Source organism: Pantoea sp. GbtcB22 (assembly GCF_019091025.1).
Taxonomy (GTDB): domain Bacteria; phylum Pseudomonadota; class Gammaproteobacteria; order Enterobacterales; family Enterobacteriaceae; genus Pantoea; species Pantoea leporis.
The window spans coordinates 232,396-252,098 of record NZ_JAGXKB010000003.1; the positions used below are offsets into that span (position 1 = coordinate 232,396).

The following is a 19,703-nucleotide window of genomic DNA, read 5'->3' on the forward strand; positions in this document are numbered from 1 at the left end:
TCAATGAGTGAACAACCGCAGGAAAGCCGCCAGAACGTCGACCACGCCGAGATCGCCAAGTTTGAGGCCGTGGCATCCCGCTGGTGGGATTTAGAGGGTGAATTTAAGCCGTTGCACCGTATTAACCCCCTGCGACTTGGCTGGATAGCGCAGCATAGTAATGGCCTGTTCGGCAAGAAAGTGCTCGATGTCGGCTGCGGCGGCGGCATTCTGGCGGAGAGCATGGCGCGTGAAGGCGCTGAGGTTACCGGCCTGGATATGGGCGCTGAGCCGCTGGAAGTGGCGCGTCTGCATGCGCTGGAGAGCGGCGTTAGCGTTAACTACGTGCAGCAAACCGTGGAAGATCACGCCGCAAGTCACGCCGGGCAGTATGATGTGGTGACCTGCATGGAGATGCTGGAGCATGTGCCGGATCCGCGCTCGGTAGTCTTAGCCTGCGCGCAGCTGGTGAAGCCCGGCGGCGAAGTGTTTTTCTCCACCATCAACCGCAATCCAAAAGCCTGGCTGCTGGCGGTATTTGGTGCCGAGTATGTGCTGCGCATGGTGCCGCGCGGGACGCACGACGTGAAGAAATTCATCCGTCCCGCCGAGTTGCTGAACTGGGTGGATGAAACCCCGCTGCGTGAAAGAAATATGATTGGCCTGCACTACAATCCGCTGACCAACCAGTTCCGTCTGGGTCGCGGTGTCGATGTGAACTACATGATTCATACGCATCGTCAGGAGTGATGACTGCCAGCTTAGATTTCAGAAAGTACGTTCATCATACGTGCGGGCCCTTGCACATCTGCTTCACGGGCAAATGAGCCCTTTTCAACAACACGCACTGGAGCTTACGAGCAGGCCGGGACCACTTTTGGTCCGGCAATCCGCAGCGCTGAACGAAGCGAGGAAGCCAGGAGAGCCCGCAGGACGCGGGCGAAAGGCGGAGCAGGGACATGGAAGTCCCGTCTCCGCCGGTCCGTCAGGCAGACGAACGAAGTGAAGGTACCGCGCTAGCGGCGCGAGGACCGCCGGCCCAAAAGTGGCCCCGGCCAGCGCACTCGTCGTTGGCTTAACTAACAAACATTACGTCATTCATGGCGACCTCTTATACCCTAATTTTGGCCCTATCCAGATCAATTTCCTTTTAGACGCGTACCAGCCTTTTTTATAGGCTAAGCAAGTCACAAAAAATTCATAAGCACTTTTAGATAAGTTCGCTGCTGGCGGCCTTGTCGGGGCTTTTTTTGTCTAAGAAAATTCCTGAAGCGCGGTGGTTGAGCAAGAAACACGCGTCCGATCATAAAGTGAAAAAAAAGTGTTGAGCGGTTGACACTAAGTGCAGGCCTTGCGGCATGCGGATCCAGGATTTTAGCCAGCCGGTAATGACGATTTTTTAGTGAAAATCAACTCTTGTTAAGAAGAGATTGCTGACTAGAATACTCACCATATTGTTGTTCAAACTTCCCGCACCCCCTATATATAGTGTTTATCCACAGGCTTACTCACAACGAGCGGCTTGTGCATAAACCTTGTGCATACATGGGGGATAAATACGTCATTCATGCATGGACAGGTAAAAACGCGACATGAACCAAAGTCTGCTCGTTACTAAACGCGATGGCCGCCAGGAGCGCATTGATCTCGACAAAATTCATCGTGTACTGGATTGGGCAGCCGAAGGGCTGAACAATGTTTCAGTTTCACAGGTTGAACTGCGCTCACACATTCAGTTCTACGATGGCATCAGAACTTCTGACATTCATGAGACCATCATCAAGGCTGCCGCAGACCTGATCTCGCGTGATGCGCCGGATTACCAATACCTGGCTGCGCGTCTGGCTATCTTCCACCTGCGTAAAAAAGCCTACGGCCAGTTTGAGCCGCCGAAGCTGTACGATCAGGTGGTGAAAATGGTTGAGATGGGCAAATACGACCGCCATCTGCTGGAAGATTACAGCACCGAAGAGTTCGAGCAGATGGACGCGTTTATCGACCATTGGCGCGACATGAATTTCTCCTACGCAGCGGTTAAGCAGCTGGAAGGGAAATATCTGGTGCAGAACCGCGTCAGCGGCGAAATCTACGAAAGCGCCCAGTTCCTCTACATTCTGGTGGCGGCGTGCCTGTTCTCTGGCTATCCGCGCGAAACCCGTATGGATTACGTGAAGCGTTTCTACGATGCGATCTCAACCTTCAAAATCTCGCTGCCAACGCCAATCATGTCCGGCGTGCGTACCCCAACGCGTCAGTTCAGCTCTTGCGTACTGATCGAGTGCGGCGACAGCCTCGACTCTATCAACGCCACCTCCAGCGCCATTGTGAAATACGTTTCTCAGCGCGCCGGTATCGGCATCAACGCCGGCCGCATTCGTGCGCTGGGTAGCCCGATTCGCGGTGGCGAAGCGTTCCACACCGGTTGTATTCCGTTCTACAAACATTTCCAGACTGCCGTGAAGTCCTGCTCACAAGGCGGCGTACGTGGCGGCGCAGCGACGCTGTTCTACCCAATGTGGCATCTGGAAGTTGAAAGCCTGCTGGTGCTGAAAAACAACCGCGGTGTTGAAGGCAACCGCGTGCGTCACATGGATTACGGCGTACAGATCAACAAACTGATGTACACCCGCCTGCTGAAAGGTGAAGACATCACGCTGTTCAGCCCGTCTGACGTGCCTGGCCTGTACGATGCGTTCTTCGCCGATCAGGACGAGTTCGAGCGTCTGTACACCAAATACGAGAAAGATGACAGCATCCGCAAACAGCGCGTGAAAGCCGTTGAGCTGTTCTCACTGATGATGCAGGAGCGTGCGTCAACTGGCCGTATCTACATTCAGAACGTCGATCACTGCAACACGCACAGCCCGTTCGATCCAAGCATCGCGCCAGTTCGTCAGTCGAATCTGTGCCTCGAGATCGCACTGCCGACCAAACCGCTGAACGACGTCAATGACGAAAGCGGCGAAATCGCCCTGTGTACGCTGTCTGCCTTTAACCTGGGCGCGATTAACAGCCTTGACGATCTGGAAGAGCTGGCCACCCTTGCGGTGCGTGCGCTTGATGCACTGCTGGATTATCAGGATTACCCCATTCCGGCAGCACAACGCGGCGCCATGGGCCGCCGTACGCTGGGTATTGGCGTGATCAACTACGCGTATTACCTGGCGAAAAACGGCGTGCGTTACTCTGATGGCAGCGCCAATAATCTGACGCACAAAACTTTCGAAGCCATTCAGTACTACTTGCTGAAAGCCTCGAACGAATTGGCGAAAGAGCAAGGTGCGTGCCCGTGGTTTAAAGAGACCACTTACTCGCAGGGCATTCTGCCGATCGATACCTATAAAAAGGATCTCGACGCGGTGTGCAACGAGCCGCTGCATCTGGATTGGGAAGGCCTGCGTAAGTCAATCACCACGCACGGTCTGCGCAACTCAACGCTCTCTGCGCTGATGCCGTCTGAAACCTCTTCGCAGATTTCGAACGCCACCAACGGCATTGAGCCGCCGCGCGGACACATCAGCATCAAAGCATCGAAAGACGGTATTCTGCGTCAGGTGGTGCCAGAGTATGAGCGTCTGAAAGACCAGTACGAACTGCTGTGGGAAATGCCGTCCAACGACGGTTATCTGCAGCTGGTTGGCGTGATGCAGAAGTTCATCGATCAGGCGATTTCGTCGAACACCAACTACGATCCGAGCCGCTTTGCGAATGGCAAAGTGCCGATGAAACAGCTGCTGAAAGACCTGCTGACCGCGTACAAGTTCGGCGTGAAAACCCTGTACTATCAAAACACCCGCGACGGTGCAGAAGATGCACAGGACGATCTGGCACCTTCCATTCAGGATGATGGCTGCGAAAGCGGCGCATGTAAGATCTAATCTCATCTTGTCAGGGCCGACATTGGTCGGCCCTCTTCACATTTGGACTCAAAATGGCTTACACCACATTCTCGCAGAACAAAAATGACCAGCTGAAAGAGCCGATGTTCTTTGGCCAGTCCGTCAACGTTGCCCGTTTCGATCAGCAGAAATATGACATCTTTGAAAAGCTGATTGAGAAGCAGCTCTCCTTCTTCTGGCGTCCGGAAGAAGTGGACGTCTCGCGCGATCGCATCGATTACCAGGCGCTGCCGGAGCATGAAAAGCACATCTTCATCAGCAACCTGAAGTATCAAACGCTGCTGGACTCGATTCAGGGCCGTAGCCCGAACGTGGCGCTGCTGCCGTTGATTTCCATCCCTGAGCTGGAAACCTGGATTGAAACCTGGGCGTTCTCCGAGACCATTCACTCGCGCTCCTACACGCACATCATCCGTAACATCGTTAACGATCCGGCGGTGGTGTTTGACGATATCGTCACCAACGAGCAGATTCTGGCGCGCGCCGAAGATATCTCGAAGTACTACGATGACCTGATCGAGATGACCAGTTACTGGCATCTGCTGGGTGAAGGTACGCATCAGGTCAACGGTAAAACCGTTACCGTTAACCTGCGCGATCTGAAAAAGCAGCTCTATATCTGCCTGATGAGCGTCAACGCGCTGGAAGCCATTCGCTTCTACGTCAGCTTCGCCTGTTCATTTGCTTTCGCCGAGCGCGAGCTGATGGAAGGCAACGCCAAAATCATCAAGCTGATTGCACGCGATGAAGCGCTGCATCTGACCGGCACCCAGCATATGCTGAACCTGCTGCGCACCGGTGAAGACGATCCAGAGATGAAAGCCATCGCCGCGGAGTGTCGTGATGAATGCTTCGATCTGTTCAAGAAGGCAGCCGAGCAGGAAAAGGAGTGGGCAGAATACCTGTTCAGCGGCGGCTCGATGATTGGCCTGAACAAAGACATTCTGTGCCAGTATATCGAGTACATCACCAACATCCGTATGCAGGCGGTGGGTCTCGATCTGCCGTTCCAGACGCGTTCCAACCCCATTCCATGGATCAACTCGTGGCTGGTGTCGGACAACGTACAGGTTGCACCGCAGGAAGTTGAAGTGAGCTCGTATTTGGTCGGTCAGATTGATTCTGAAGTGGGCGAAGACGATTTCGACGGCTTCCAGCTGTAAGCATGAGCCGCTCTGTTGTTATTCTGCGTAGCTCCGGCTCCCGGCTGGAGTGCGCAGAAGATCACCCCAATCTGCTGGCGACGCTGGAAGCTAATAATCTGTGCGTTGAGTTTCAGTGTCGCGAAGGCTACTGCGGCTCTTGCCGCATGCGTTTGCTAAAAGGCGAAGTGGATTATGCCGAAACCCCGTTGGCGTTTGTGCAGCAAGGCGAGATTTTGCCGTGCTGCTGTCGCGCCAAAGGGGAGATTGAGATCGAGCTGTGATTGACCAGGCCGCCATTTATGGCGACCTGGTGATCAATCAGCTTTTCACCGTTTCCAGCACATCAATCCAACCGTGACCGGTGCTGACTTCACTGCCGTGTAGCCAGCGACGCAACATGTTCATCGCCATCATTGCCACCACTTTCTGCCGCGTTTCCACGTTATGACGTCCATGAGTGAACTTTACGCGTTGGCCCCAGCTGGCTTCCGGCGTATGCAATGCAATCGATACTTCGCCTTCTACTAAATTTCCCACCGACAACGCCAGCGCCACGCCCTGCTGTTTCGCCCAGTCACGCGTGCGCGCAACCTGCGCTTCCAGATCTTCATCCTGCGGCGGCAGAATCTCTGCTTTGCTGAGCGCCACGTCCGCAGCGGCCAGCTGCCAGTTAAGTAAGCCGGCGGTGAACTGCTCGCTCAGCGCCAAATGGAAGCCACGCTGCTGCAACTCGCGCGCCAGCAGCGCCGGTAAACCTTCGGTGCCCTCAAAGATGGTGCATTCAGCCAGCAACAGTTTTACCTGCTGCCACACTTGCTCCATCGCCACGCGTTGGCTGGCGGGTCCGGTGAGTTTGATTTCAATAATCGGCATCGATGAGCGATAGCCCATCACTACGCCTTCCGGCAGCGGGAGCGGCTCCAGCTCGGCGGCAATGTCACTTTCCCCACGTCCAAAGGTGGTGAGGCGCAAACACAATGGTGGCTCAGGCAGTTCAAAGCGTGCTTTGAGGCGCGGAATAATCTCCTGCTCAACCATCACTTTAAATTCCGACGGCACGCCAGGGGTGAAGAAAATCCAGCAGCGATTGAGCTGCAGCGCGAAGCCGCATGCGGTGCCGACCGGATTATCGAGCATCTCAGCTATGGCGGGGATTTCTGCCTGCTTGCGGTTGCTCGGTGCCATCACACGTCCGCGGCTGGCGAACCAGGCTTCCATTTTTTCCAGCCAGGGTTGCTGGATAACTAACTCGCTGCCGCTGGCAATGGCTGCGGCCTGCGCGCTGAGATCGTCACTGGTCGGTCCTAAACCGCCATTCACGATCAGCACGTCAGCAATCTGGCTGCGGCTCTGCAGCGCCTCCACCAGCGAGGTCATTGCATCACCGACGGTGCTACGGCTGGTCATCGGCAAACCGTGCTGGAACAGCACATTGGCCAGCCACGCGGCGTTGGTATCGACAATCTGCCCATGTAACACTTCATCGCCCGTTGAGAGCATTTCTACACGTATCACGTTGCGTTCTCCTTTTCCCTGTCGCTTTACTGTAGGAAGCGCGCAGGCGAAACACAATCGCGGATGATGCGAAACAGGGATTTAGCGGGAAAAGCGGCGAGGCAATCAGGAAGCGGGCGCGAAGCGTGTCGCGCCCGTTGGAACTTAACGTCGAGCCAGCAGTAAACCGACAAACAGGCCAGCGGCGGCACCGATGCCAATCCCCTGCCACGGTTTTTCATGCACATAATCATCGGCGCGATAGGCCGCGTTTTTGGCACGATAGTAATAGCTGTCTGACGCATGGCTAACGCGCGATTTCACGTCTTCCAGCGCTTGTTCAGCTTTGAGTTTCAGCTCGATATATTTCTGATCGGCCGGATCGCCTGATGCCCGTAACACTTCTTCCAGCGTTTCCGTTAGCAGCGCCAGGTCGTCGTCAAGGTGCGTTTCAAATTGATCTGAAGATGACACTATGTAGTTCCTCCATGTTCCTTGCTCGTTGTGGTTTAACTATAGTCATAAATTGCAGATTTGCTGGGTGGCGACTGCAAGGTTTTCACCGAGTTTCATCCACCGCAGTGCAAAGTTGTGTCATGTACGCTGCCGCTACGCGAATTCTGCTTCGCTTATTTGATTAATCTGATAAATTTTCCGCAGACTGAATTATTTATTTTCACGACTGTCGTAACCCCCTGTAGTCAGACGCTTCTCGTCTTACGAGAGTCAAAATACACCCGAGCAGCTAAGGATTAGATTTCCGGCATGAATCGTAGAAAATTTATGAAAGCGTCCATGGCCCTCTCCGCTGTTAGCGGCATGACGGGTCTCTCCACGCTGTTTGCACAATCCGCCTGGGCCGATGATGGTATCGCCGACGGTACCGCGGTTCGCTTCGATTTCGACTCACTGAAAAAGAAAGCCTCCGCGCTGGCAAAACAGCCCTGGGGCGGCGCCCCCGGCCCCTTGCCCGACACCCTGGCCAATCTCACTCCACAGGCCTATAACGAAATTCAGTACGACGCCAACCACTCGCTGTGGAATAACATCCCCGATCGTCAGCTGGACGTGCAATTCTTCCACGTCGGTATGGGCTTCAAGCGCCGCATCCGCATGTTCTCGGTCGATGCCCAGAGCCGTGAAGCGCGTGAGATCCACTTCCGTCCGGAGCTGTTCAATTATCACAACGCCAACGTTGATACCAGGCAGCTGGTTGGTAAAACCGATCTCGGCTTTGCCGGTTTCCGTGCGTTTAAGAAGCCTGAACTGGCGCGCCGCGATATCGTCTCTTTCCTTGGCGCCAGCTATTTCCGTGCGGTTGATGAAACCTTCCAGTACGGCCTCTCCGCGCGCGGCGTGGCGGTCAACACCTTCAGCAACGGCAAAGAAGAGTTCCCGGACTTCACCGCGTTCTGGTTCGAAACACCAAAAGCGGATGACACTACTTTCGTGGTCTACGCCCTGCTGGATGGCGCGAGCGTCACCGGTGCCTACAAGTTCACCATTCACTGCGAGGAGAAACGCGTCGTGATGGAGGTGGAAAACCACCTGTTTGCGCGTAACGACATTCGCCAGCTTGGCATTGCGCCAATGACCAGCATGTTCAGTTGTGGCACCAACGAGCGCCGCATGTGTAACACTTACCATCCACAAATCCACGACTCCGATCGTCTGGCGATGTGGACCGGTGAAGGCGAATGGATTGCACGTCCGCTGAACAACCCGCAGCGTTTGCAGTTCAACGCCTATCAGGACGAAAACCCGCGTGGTTTTGGCCTGTTGCAGCTCGATCATGACTTCAAAAATTATCAGGATGTGATTGGCTGGTACGACAAACGTCCAAGCCTGTGGGTAGAACCGATTGGTAAATGGGGCAAAGGCGCCATTAACGTGATGGAGATTCCTACCACCGGGGAAACGCTGGATAACGTGGTGTGCTTCTGGCAGCCGTCAGAACCGGTGAAAGCCGGTAGCGAGTTCAGCTTCCAGTACAAACTCTACTGGAGCCAGTTGCCACCAGTGCGCAGTGGTTTGGCGCGTGTCGATGCCACGCGCACCGGTATCGGCGGATTCCCGGAAGGTTGGGCGCCAGGCGAACACTTCCCGGATACCTGGTCACGTCGCTTTGCCATTGATTTTGTTGGTGGCGATCTGAAAGCCGCAGCGCCGAAAGGTATTGAGCCGGTGATTACCGTTTCAGAAGGCACATTTAAGCAGGTTGAGATTCTCTACGTCGAGCCACTCAACGGTTACCGCATTCTGTTTGACTGGTATCCAAACAGCGACTCGACCAAACCGGTTGATATGCGCCTGTTCCTACGTACCAAAGATGAAACGCTGAGTGAAACCTGGCTTTATCAGTACTTCCCGCCGCCGCCAGATCAACGTAAATACGTTGATGACCGGCAGATGACGCCAGGCTGATGATTGACGGCGAGGAGCAATCCTCGCCGTTATGCTTTTTGCATGCCGATGTGCGGAATGTCATCTTCCATGTAGACTTCAGTCACCGCTTTAAAGCCCAGACGACCGTAGAACCCTTCCAGATGTGCCTGCGCAGAGAGATAAATAGCGCGCTGCGACCAATACTTTTCACAGCTCTCCAGCGCCTTCTCCATCAAGCGATAGCCCAGCTTCAAACCGCGTGCTTCTTCAGAAACAATCACACGACCAATCATTACCGGCGCAGAGTCTAGCGCTGGCGTTAACACGCGCGCATAGGCCAGCAGCTTACCGTCGAGAAATCCGAGAATGTGGCGGTTTTCGGCAGCTAAATCCTGGCCATCAATATCCTGATAAGGACAGTTTTGTTCCACGATGAAGACATGATTGCGCAGTGCCAGCAAAGTGTAGAGTTGTTGCGCTGTCAGTTCACTGTGGTGGCAATCAAGCCAAAGCATTTCCATGGTGCTTCCTTGTCTGAGCGAAAAAAGGGATCCGATGAGAATATCACACCGGCTACGCCAAACGCAGTGAGCAGCAGCGGCAGCTGAAAACCTCGTGGTGACTCTGTGCTCAACCTCTCACTACGCTGTGAACTGCAGGCAAAAAAAATCAGGCCCGCAGGCCTGATTCAGTGGTTTCGTAAATCTGAATTACATCAGTGGCTGAGCCATCTGCACCAGTGTAATCAGCGGCTGCGGATAAACACCGAGCAGCAGCACCAGAATCGCAGAGATCAGTACCACAACGCCGCCGGCAGTAAATGCCCAATTGGCTTGCGTATCGCGGTTGTGCAGTTCCGGCGGGCTGAGATACAGACTCACCGTCACACGCAGATAGTAATAAAGCCCAATCGCACTACCCGCTACCACCGCACCACTCAACCACCACAGATGTGCGTTCACACTCGAGGCGATAACGTAGAACTTACCGATGAAGCCGAGCGTCATTGGGATACCCGCCAGTGACAACATCATCACCGTCATTACTGCAGACAGAATCGGACGATGCCAGAACAGACCACGATAGGAATAGAGCGTATCGGCATCCGGACCGCGATAAGGGCTCGACATCAGACTCACTACGCCGAACGCGCCAAGGCTGCTGAACAGGTAACCGGCCAGATAAACGCCTGCGGTTTCCAGCGACAGCTGATGGGTTTTCACCGCAATCAGCGCCACCAACAGATAACCAAGGTGCGCGATAGAGGAGTAACCGAGCAGACGCTTGATGTTGCTCTGGGAAATCGCCATCAGGTTGCCGAACAGAATCGACGCAAACGCAATGATGCCCAGCACGGTACGCACCGCTTCGCTGTCAGTGACGGGCGCGTACATGAACAGGCGCATAATCACACCAAAGATGGCGATCTTGCTGGCGGTAGCGAGGAAGGTTGAAACCGGCGCTGGCGCACCCTGATAAACATCTGGCGTCCACAGGTGGAAAGGAACCAGCGACAGTTTAAAGCCCAGTCCGATAATCATCATGCCCAGACCGAGCAGCAACAGCGGCTCCTGAATCATGCTATCGCTCAGACTTTTGCCCAGCTGCACAAAGCTCAGGCTGCCGGAATCAGCATAAATCAGCGCGATACCGAACAGCAGGAACGATGAGGCCGCCGCCGACAGAATGGTATATTTCAGCGACGCTTCCAGCGAACGTTTCTGGCGGAAAGCATAACCAATCAAACCAAACAGCGGCAGTGACAGCAGTTCGATACCGATGAACAGCGCTGCCAGATGATTGGCGCTCGCCAGCACGATCCCGCCGAGTGCTGCAATCAGCACCAGCAGATAGAACTCATCTTTGTTATCCGGGAAACCGGCCAGCCACGGATAAGCGAAGGTGCAGGTGGCTAAACTCGCCAGCACCACCAGCGCGGTGTAGAACATCGAATAGCCATCAACACGCAGCAGCGGCGTGACGTCCATCGCTCCCGCCTGGCCTACAAACCACAGAGAAAATAGCGCAATGTTAAGTCCGATCACCGTCAGCGTGGCATTAACAAAGTGATTGCGTCGCCACGCAATGGACAGCATCACCACCACCACCGTCAATCCGACGATTAACAGCGGCAGTAACGCGATCAGATGTTGAGGAGTTATTGTCATGGCGAATTACGGCCTTGTAGTTGAAATTGAAGCGGTAAACCACTGCTGAATATTACTCATCGCAGCATGGGATGTGTCGAGGATCGGCTGAGGATAAATCCCCAGCAGTACCAGCAACACCACCAATACGCCGATAGTCATGAACTCACGCGGTGACATGCCTGGCAGCGGATCTTTCGACTTTGCTTCGCCGAAGTAAGCGCGCTGCATCATGATCAGGGAGTAAACCGAAGCAAACACCAGACCAAAGGTTGCAATGACGATAATCACCGGTACCACCTGGAAGCTGCCGGTCAGAATCATAAATTCGCCAACAAAGTTACCGGTGCCCGGCATACCGAGGTTTGCAACCGCGAAGAACAGTGACAGACCCGGAATCCATTTGATACGTGACCACAAGCCGCCCATCTGACGAAGGTCGCGGGTATGCAGACGCTCATACAGCTGACCACACAAGATGAACAGTGCCGCAGCAGAGAGACCGTGCGCAATCATCTGAATCACCGCGCCCTGGAAGGCCAGCTGGCTGCCAGTGTAGATGGCGATGAGCACGAAGCCCATATGCGAAATAGAGGTGTAAGCGATCAGTCGCTTGATATCAGTTTGTGAGAATGCCATCCACGCACCGTAGAAGATGCCGATGATACCCAGCCACATGGCAATCGGTGCGAACTCTGCTGACGCATTCGGGAACAGCGGCAGGCTAAAGCGCAGCAAACCGTAAGCCGCAGTTTTTAGCAAGATACCTGCGAGGTCAACTGAACCAGCGGTTGGTGCCTGGCTATGCGCATCGGGTAACCAACCGTGTAATGGCACCACCGGCATTTTCACCGCAAAGGCAATAAAGAAGCCAAGCATCAGCAGATATTCAACGGTGTGCGACATCGGAGTTTTCAGCAGCTCTTCGTAGCTGAAAGTCCATACGCCGGTGGCGTTGTAATGGACAAAGACCAGCGCCAGAATCGCCACCAACATGATCAGACCCGATGCCTGGGTGTAGATGAAGAACTTGGTCGCCGCGCTGATACGCGTTTTACCGTCGGATGCTTTATGGCCCCACAGTGCGATGAGGAAATACATCGGCACCAGCATCATTTCCCAGAAGAAGAAGAACAGGAACATATCGATGGAGAGGAACACGCCAATCACACCACCGAGAATCCACATCAGGTTGAGGTGGAAAAAGCCCTGATATTTCTCAATTTCGTTCCAGGAACACAGCACCGCCATCAAACCGAGCAGTCCGGTCAGCACCACCATCAGCAGCGACAGACCATCAATTGCCAGATGGAAGTTGATGCCAAAGCGCGGAATCCACGGTACGGAGAAAGTCGATTGCCATTGCGGAATGCCCGCAGCCTGCGTCAGTGAATAGCCTCCCTGCAACCACAGCTGCAGACCAAGCGCTAGCGTCAGGCCCATGGTGATCATGGCAATCCAGCGCGGAACTTTCGCGCCAAGACGCTCCGCAAGCCAGCAGAGCAAGCCACCGACAAAAGGTATGATAATTAGCCAAGGTAATAACACGGCAAACTTCCCTTTTTATTGCCTTACTTCAGGCAATTTTTGACATTCTAATTGGGCGAGCGAACCCGCCCCGCTCATCAATCTTTAAATCACCAGCAGCAGCGCCAGCACCACAACGGCACCCACACTCATCGAGGCCACGTACCAGCGCAGATAACCGTTTTCGCTCACCACCAAACCTTTGTTACCAACACGCGACAGCAGCGCAGGCAGGTTCATCAGTGAGTTAAGCGGATCGCGCTTCAGCAACCAGGCAATGCCGAGATAAGGTTTTACAAACAGCTTGTCATACAGCCAGTCGAAGCCCCAGGCCGCGAACCACCAGGTGCCGAAGAAACGACCCGGCGCGCTGTTAGCAATACTGGTCACCAGTTGACGTTTACCCAGCCACAGAGCTGCTGCGATCAGGATACCGACAATGGCCACCACGCCTGAGGTGATTTCCAGCATCACTTTGCCGCCTTCACCAAACTCGTTCTGCGGCAGAACACCCGCCAGAGGAGGCGTGATCAGCGCACCAATAAAGGTGGAGAGCACCATCAGAACAATCAGCGGCAGGTGATGCGTAATGCCTTTACCGGCGTGAGCATGAATTTTCTCTTCACCGTGGAACACGATAAAGATCATGCGGAAGGTGTAGATCGAAGTGAGGAATGCACCCACCAGACCCGCCACCATCAGATTGATGTGACCATTCGCCATCGCACCAAACAGGATTTCATCTTTACTGTAGAAACCTGCGGTGATCAGCGGCAGCGCAGCCAAGGCGGCACCGCCCACCAGGAAGCAGATATACACCAGCGGGATGCTCTTACGCAGGCCGCCCATTTTGAAAATATTCTGCTCGTGATGGCAGGCCAGAATGACCGAGCCTGAAGAGAGGAACAGCAAGGCTTTGAAGAATGCATGCGTCATCAGGTGGAAAATCGCCGCGTCCCATGCCTGCACGCCAAGCGCGAGGAACATGTAGCCGATCTGACTCATGGTGGAGTAAGCCAGCACGCGTTTGATGTCGGTTTGCACCAGCGCAGCAAAACCTGCCAGCACCAGAGTAATCGCACCAATGATACCCACCAGATGCAGCACTTCCGGCGTCAACAGGAACAGACCGTGGGTACGTGCAATCAGATAAACACCGGCGGTTACCATGGTCGCGGCGTGAATCAGTGCCGAAACCGGAGTTGGACCGGCCATCGCATCCGCCAGCCAGGTTTGTAATGGCAGCTGTGCCGATTTACCAACCGCGCCACCCAACAGCATCAGGGTTGCCCACTGCAGCATGTGGTTGTCTGCAGCGAAGTGCGCGGGTGCCAGTTCCACCAGTTCGCGGAAGTTCAGCGTGCCCAGCTCGTTGTAGAGGATGAACAAGGCGAAAGCGAGGAACACATCACCGACACGGGTGATGATAAAGGCTTTCATCGCCGCTTTGCCGTTCTCTGGATTGCTGTAATAGAAGCCAATCAGCAGATAGGAGCACAGGCCCACGCCTTCCCAGCCGAGATACATCAGCAGCAGGTTATCGGCCAGCACCAACACCACCATGCTCGCGATGAACAGGTTGGTGTAAGCGAAGAAGCGCGAATAACCCTCTTCACCACGCATGTACCATGAAGCGAACATGTGGATGAAGAAGCCAACGCCGGTGACGACGGACAGCATGGTCAGAGAAAGACCATCCAGCACCAGATTCACTTTAATGTCAAAGTTGCCGACGTGAATCCAGGTCCACAGCGCCTGAGTGAACGGCTGCTGCCCCTGATTGAAGAAGTCGAAACCGGCATAAATAGTGGTTAATGCGGCAAGACCAACAGAACCCATACCGATTGCTGCCGACAGGTTCTCCGACCAGCGACCGCGTGAAAACGCCAATAGCAGGAAGCCAATCAGCGGAAATAATACGGTTAAATAGAGAAGATTCATCCGCGCATCTCGCTCACTGTGTCAATGTTCAGCGTCTGACGACGACGATAGAGCTGGAGCAACAGCGCCAGACCAATACTCGCTTCCGCCGCCGCAAGGCTGATCGCCAGGATGTACATCACCTGACCATCAGCTTGTCCCCAATAGCTGCCTGCTACCACCAGCGCTAACGCGGAGGCATTGATCATGATTTCCAGACCAATCAGCATAAACAGGATGTTACGACGCAGCACCACGGAGGTCAGGCCGAGAACAAACAGCACAGCGGCCAGCATCAGGCCGTGTTGTAACGGGATCATGCGTGATCCTCCTTATTTGCTTGCGCATCAGCTTGACGATTGCTCAACACTTCGCCGTGACGCTCTTCACGTCCAATATGGAAGGCCACGACCAGACCCGCGAGCAGCAGCATCGATGCCAACTCAACCGCCAGAACATAGGGACCAAATAAGCTGATACCGACTGCTTTCGCGTCGATGACGGTGCCATCAATACCCTGATCGGTTGCCGTGCTAATCGCGTAAATCATCACTGCCAGCAGCAGTAAAGAGACGATGCCCGGGCCAATCCACAGCGAAGGTTTGAGCCACTCGCGCTCTTGATCCTGCTGAGTTTTGCCGAGGTTCAGCATCATCACCACAAAGACGAACAGCACCATGATGGCACCCGCGTAGACGATGATTTCCAGTGCACCGGCAAAGTAGGCGCCCATTGAGAAGAACACGCCGGCAATCGACAGCAGCGAAACAATCAGATACAGCAGCGCATGTACCGGATTGGTGTGGGTGATGACGCGCAGCGTCGTCAGCACCGCCACCAGTCCGCAAAGATAAAACGCAAATTCCATACCTGGCTCCTTAAGGTAACAACCCTTTGACGTCGATCGGCTTGGCTTCGTTTTCCGCTTCGCCCTTCTCTTTTCCGTCGATCGCCATACCAGCCATACGATAGAAGTTGTACTCCGGATATTTACCCGGACCGGAAATCAGCAAGTCTTCTTTCTCATACACCAGATCCTGACGCTTAAACTCACCCAGTTCGAAATCGGGTGTCAGCTGAATCGCGGTGGTTGGGCAAGCCTCTTCACACAGGCCGCAGAAGATGCAGCGTGAGAAGTTGATGCGGAAGAACTCCGGATACCAACGTCCATCCTGCGTCTCGGCTTTCTGCAGTGAGATACAGCCGACAGGACAAGCTACCGCGCATAAGTTACAAGCAACGCAACGCTCTGCGCCGTCCGGATCGCGCGTCAGCACGATACGGCCACGGTAACGCGGCGGCAGATAAACCGGCTCTTCCGGATACATTTGGGTTTCGCGCTTGGCGAAGGCATGCATGCCTATCATCCAGATACTGCGCACTGTCGTGCCGAAGCCAACGACAATATCTTTTAAAGTCATCTCAATGTCCCTTACTGCGCGGTGTACAGAATCACTGCGGCGGTCGCCAGCAGGTTCAACAGCGTCAACGGCAGACACACTTTCCAGCCGAACGACAGCACCTGGTCATAGCGTGGACGCGGCAGCGCAGCACGAATCAGGATAAACATCACCATAAAGAACGCTGTTTTCAGAGCGAACCAGATGAATGGCGGCAGGAACGGGCCGTGCCAGCCACCGAAGAACAGCGTCACGATCAGCGCTGAAACGGTGGTGATCGCCACGTATTCACCGACGAAGAACAGGCCGAACTTCATACCGGCGTATTCGATGTGGTAACCGTCCGCCAGTTCCTGCTCCGCTTCTGGTTGGTCAAACGGATGACGGTGACATACCGCTACGCCCGCGATGCAGAAGGTAAGGAAGCCGAAGAACTGAGGAATGATGTTCCACAGATGCGCCTGGCTTTCGACAATGGCATTCATGTTGAACGAGCCGGCTTGCGCCACTACGCCCATTAATGACAGACCAAGGAACACTTCGTAGCTCAGCGTCTGCGCCGATGCACGCATCGCACCCAACAGTGAGTATTTGTTGTTACTCGACCAGCCAGCGAACAGCACCGCATACACCGCCAGACCCGCCATCATCAGGAAGAACAACAGACCGATATTCAGGTCGGTGACCATCCAGGTCGGCGAAACCGGCACAATGGCGAAAGCCAGCAGCAGCGATACGAAGGCGATAACCGGTGCCAGCGTAAAGATGAAGCGGTCGGTAAACGGCGGAACCCAGTCCTCTTTAAAGAACATTTTGATCATGTCAGCAGCCAGCTGCAGCGAGCCGCCCCAGCCAACACGGTTTGGTCCATAACGGTTCTGCCACAGGCCGAGCAGACGACGCTCGGCGAAACTCATGAAAGCGCCGCAACCGACAACCACCAATAAGATGACCAGCGCTTTGCCGATGTTGATCAGGATTTCAATAACGTCCGGTGTCAGCCAACTCATTGCGCGGCCTCCTGCAGTTTGTCAATTTGCGCACCTGAGAGGAACGGCGGCACGCCCGGCATACCGAGCGGTAAACCAACCTGCCCTGCTTGCAGCGACGCAGAGAAACGTACCGGCAAGCGTAGTGTTTCGCCTGCACACACCAGCTCCACGGAAGAACCGCTATTAACGCCCAGTTTCTCAGCATCAGCCGGGTTAATCACCAGCGTGGCCGGGGACATGCGTTTCTGGAAGGTGGTTGAACGCTGGGTCATCTCCTCGCTACCAAACAGCTGGTAGTAAGGTGCGACGCGCCACTGGCTGCCTTCAACAAAGCTTTCCGGAATGGCGGTAAACCACGGCAATGAACGATCGCTGGCTTCAAACAGACGCACGCCCGGATCGCCATGACGCAGTTTGCCGCCCACTTCAGCTTGGAACTTGTTCCATGCCTGCGGTGAGTTCCAGCCCGGCGCCCAGGCAAATGGAATCTGCGAACGCGGTGCGCTGGGCTGGTTGTTACCTTCCATCGAGAAGGCAAACATGGTGTCTTTATCTTGCGGCTGACGCGGTTCATGCACGCTGATGTTGGCGCGCATCGCAGTACGGCCACTGTTGCGGTGCGGTGAACGTGCCAGTTTTTGACCGCGGATACGGAAGCTGGCGTCTGGCGCAGCATCCTTGATGCCTTTTAGCTGTGGCAGCGCCGCAACGGTGGCATCAATCACGTGATCCAGCTGAGTCCAGTCAATGTGACGGCTCTCAACCGCGCTGTGCAGCGAACGCAACCAGCGCCAGCTCTCCAGCATCACTACGCTGTCATCGTAATAAGCGGGATCGTAAACCTGGAAAAAGCGCTGCGCGCGGCCTTCGTGGTTGATTGATGTGCCATCGCTCTCCGCAAAGCTGGCGGTTGAAAGTACCAAACCGGCTTTTTCCAGCGTGGCGGTACGTTGATGATCGACCACAATCACGTTAGCGGTGGTATCGAGCGCCGCATCCACGTTGGCTTTCGGCGCATGACGATAGAGATCGTTTTCCAGCACCACCAGCGCATCGGCTTCGCCTTTACTCAGCTGTTCCAGTGCGCTATCCAGCGATTGACCGCCCATCAGGCCGAGGCCAAAGCTGTTCGCCGCACCCGCGAGGAAGGTAATACCGACATCGGCACCGCGTGCTTTCAGGGCTTTTGCCACGTTAGCAGCAGCTTCAATCATCGCGATGCTACCGGAATGGGTACCGGAGATAATCAGCGGTTTTTTTGCACCTGCCAGCGCCTGAACCACCACGTCAACTTTGCCGTTCAGTTTGCTGTCGAAGCCGCTGACTGCCGGCGCGCTTTCATCCAGCGCATTGGCAATGGCGAAGCCGAGACGCGCCTGATCTTCCACCGGTGCGCGATAGCTCCACGCAGCGATATCATCCAGGCGGGTTTCGTCGACATTGGTTACGAACAGCGGATGTTTGGCATGCTGACCGATGTTAAGGATTGCCGCGATCTGCCAGTCAGCCACTTTCTGTGCCGCAGCCATCTCACGCGCTTTACCTTTTACTGCCTGACGTACAGACAACGCCACGCGCGCGCCAACCTGAGTCAAATCTTCACCCAGCACCAGCACCGCATCGTAGCTCTCAATTTCGCGCAGTGATGGCGTGTAGATGCCGCCGTCCTGCAGGACTTTCAGCATCAGCTCAACGCGAGCCTGCTCACCGGCTGGCATACCGGTTGAGAAGTTTTCTGCGCCAACCAGCTCACGCAACGCGAAGTTGCTTTCAATGCTGGCGCGCGGAGAACCGATACCAATGACTTTTTTCGCCCGACGCAACACATCCGCCGCCGCATTTACCGCTTGTTCAGCATTCAGGCTGACCCAATCGTTGCCGCGTTGCTGTATCGGATGACGTGGGCGATCTTTGCGGTTGACGTAGCCGTAACCGAAACGACCGCGATCGCACAGGAAATAGTGGTTTACGGTGCCGTTATAGCGGTTTTCGATACGACGCAATTCGCCATAGCGTTCGCCCGGGCTGGTGTTACAACCCACGCTGCATTGCTGACAGATGCTTGGTGCGAACTGCATATCCCATTTACGGTTATAGCGTTCGGAGTGCGTTTTATCGGTGAAAACACCGGTCGGACAGATTTCCACCAGGTTACCGGAGAATTCGCTTTCCAGCGTGCCATCTTCCGGACGACCAAAGTAGACGTTGTCGTGAGCGCCATAAACGCCAAGATCTTTGCCGTCGGCATAATCTTTGTAGTAACGCACGCAGCGATAGCAGGCGATACAGCGGTTCATTTCATGCGAAATGAACGGGCCGAGATCCTGATTCTGGTGGGTACGTTTAGTGAAGCGATAACGACGGAAACTGTGTCCGGTCATTACCGTCATATCCTGCAGATGGCAGTTACCGCCCTCTTCGCACACCGGGCAGTCGTGCGGATGGTTGGTCATCAGCCATTCCACCACGCTTTCACGAAACTCTTTCGCTTCGCCATCGTCGATGGAGATAAAGGTGCCGTCCGACGCTGGTGTCATGCAGGACATGACAAGGCGACCGCGGGTATCTTCGGCATTCTGGAATTGCTTCACCGCGCACTGGCGGCAGGCCCCTACGCTTCCCAGCGCCGGATGCCAGCAAAAATAAGGAATATCAAGGCCCAGAGAGAGACACGCCTGTAGCAGGTTGTCCGCTCCGTTCACATCATATTCTTTACCGTCTACATGGATTGTAGCCATAGTGAACATGCTTCCGTAAGGCTCGCCCTAAGACGAGCGTTAAACATCTAATTCTTTCCCCACGCCATGTCGGCATG

General features: G+C 54.8%; 16 protein-coding genes. 5 read left to right on the top strand and 11 right to left on the bottom strand.

The genetic code is table 11. The features are described from left to right. Nucleotides 1-3: 3 nt before the first annotated feature. From ubiG to yfaE, 4 genes are all read left to right on the top strand, one after another. On the top strand, nt 4-729 hold the full coding sequence (gene ubiG / locus KVT28_RS12445) for a bifunctional 2-polyprenyl-6-hydroxyphenol methylase/3-demethylubiquinol 3-O-methyltransferase UbiG (RefSeq protein WP_061717833.1): 726 nt from the start codon (nt 4-6) through the stop codon (nt 727-729). An 842-nt stretch (nt 730-1,571) separates the two neighbouring features. Next, nucleotides 1,572-3,857, top strand: coding sequence for a class 1a ribonucleoside-diphosphate reductase subunit alpha (gene nrdA, locus KVT28_RS12450; protein ID WP_101763666.1), 2,286 nt, complete (start codon nt 1,572-1,574; stop codon nt 3,855-3,857). 53 nt (nt 3,858-3,910) lie between these two features. Next, entirely contained in the window at nt 3,911-5,041 is a 1,131-nt protein-coding gene (gene nrdB, locus KVT28_RS12455; protein ID WP_101763665.1) for a class Ia ribonucleoside-diphosphate reductase subunit beta, read from the top strand. A gap of 2 nt (nt 5,042-5,043) precedes the next feature. Further along, nucleotides 5,044-5,304, top strand: a complete 261-nt coding sequence (gene yfaE / locus KVT28_RS12460; RefSeq protein ID WP_061717835.1) for a class I ribonucleotide reductase maintenance protein YfaE — start codon at nt 5,044-5,046, stop codon at nt 5,302-5,304. Between the two features lie 37 nt (nt 5,305-5,341). On the opposite strand, the gene KVT28_RS12465 is transcribed toward yfaE, so the two are convergent. Then, nucleotides 5,342-6,538, bottom strand: coding sequence for a nicotinamide mononucleotide deamidase-related protein YfaY (locus KVT28_RS12465; RefSeq protein ID WP_101763664.1), 1,197 nt, complete (start codon nt 6,536-6,538; stop codon nt 5,342-5,344). 144 nt (nt 6,539-6,682) lie between these two features. After that, the gene (elaB, locus tag KVT28_RS12470) at nt 6,683-6,994 is read right to left on the bottom strand and encodes a stress response protein ElaB (RefSeq protein ID WP_192234492.1); all 312 of its coding nucleotides are present in this window, start codon (nt 6,992-6,994) and stop codon (nt 6,683-6,685) included. Between the two features lie 288 nt (nt 6,995-7,282). On the opposite strand from elaB, the gene KVT28_RS12475 reads away from it, so the two are divergent. After that, nucleotides 7,283-8,941 (top strand): glucan biosynthesis protein D, encoded by a 1,659-nt coding sequence (locus KVT28_RS12475; RefSeq protein ID WP_101763662.1) that lies wholly within the window; start codon nt 7,283-7,285, stop codon nt 8,939-8,941. Nucleotides 8,942-8,970: 29 nt separating this feature from the next. Here KVT28_RS12475 and KVT28_RS12480 read toward each other — a convergent pair whose 3' ends face one another. The 9 genes from KVT28_RS12480 to nuoG all read right to left on the bottom strand — a co-directional run bounded on the left by KVT28_RS12480 (nt 8,971) and on the right by nuoG (nt 19,626). Next, complete coding sequence (locus tag KVT28_RS12480; protein ID WP_101763661.1) at nt 8,971-9,423, bottom strand: GNAT family N-acetyltransferase; 453 nt, start codon at nt 9,421-9,423, stop codon at nt 8,971-8,973. A gap of 189 nt (nt 9,424-9,612) precedes the next feature. Continuing rightward, nucleotides 9,613-11,070: an NADH-quinone oxidoreductase subunit NuoN gene (gene nuoN, locus KVT28_RS12485; RefSeq protein WP_008105131.1), complete on the bottom strand. Its 1,458-nt coding sequence runs from the start codon at nt 11,068-11,070 to the stop codon at nt 9,613-9,615. A gap of 6 nt (nt 11,071-11,076) precedes the next feature. Beyond that, nucleotides 11,077-12,597 (bottom strand): NADH-quinone oxidoreductase subunit M, encoded by a 1,521-nt coding sequence (nuoM, locus tag KVT28_RS12490; protein ID WP_101763660.1) that lies wholly within the window; start codon nt 12,595-12,597, stop codon nt 11,077-11,079. 84 nt (nt 12,598-12,681) lie between these two features. Continuing rightward, a complete protein-coding gene (gene nuoL, locus KVT28_RS12495; RefSeq protein ID WP_101763659.1) occupies nt 12,682-14,517 on the bottom strand; it encodes an NADH-quinone oxidoreductase subunit L in 1,836 nt (611 codons plus the stop codon). Continuing rightward, nucleotides 14,514-14,816, bottom strand: a complete 303-nt coding sequence (gene nuoK / locus KVT28_RS12500; RefSeq protein WP_007889334.1) for an NADH-quinone oxidoreductase subunit NuoK — start codon at nt 14,814-14,816, stop codon at nt 14,514-14,516. Before nuoK ends, nuoL begins: the two co-directional genes overlap by 4 nt. Next, entirely contained in the window at nt 14,813-15,364 is a 552-nt protein-coding gene (nuoJ, locus tag KVT28_RS12505) for an NADH-quinone oxidoreductase subunit J (RefSeq protein WP_008105138.1), read from the bottom strand. The genes nuoK and nuoJ overlap by 4 nt, the downstream gene beginning before the upstream one ends. Before the next feature lie 10 nt (nt 15,365-15,374). Continuing rightward, complete coding sequence (gene nuoI, locus KVT28_RS12510) at nt 15,375-15,917, bottom strand: NADH-quinone oxidoreductase subunit NuoI (protein ID WP_007889332.1); 543 nt, start codon at nt 15,915-15,917, stop codon at nt 15,375-15,377. A gap of 11 nt (nt 15,918-15,928) precedes the next feature. Further along, nucleotides 15,929-16,906: an NADH-quinone oxidoreductase subunit NuoH gene (gene nuoH / locus KVT28_RS12515; RefSeq protein ID WP_008105140.1), complete on the bottom strand. Its 978-nt coding sequence runs from the start codon at nt 16,904-16,906 to the stop codon at nt 15,929-15,931. Further along, a complete protein-coding gene (nuoG, locus tag KVT28_RS12520; protein ID WP_192233275.1) occupies nt 16,903-19,626 on the bottom strand; it encodes an NADH-quinone oxidoreductase subunit NuoG in 2,724 nt (907 codons plus the stop codon). Before nuoG ends, nuoH begins: the two co-directional genes overlap by 4 nt. Nucleotides 19,627-19,703: the final 77 nt, after the last annotated feature.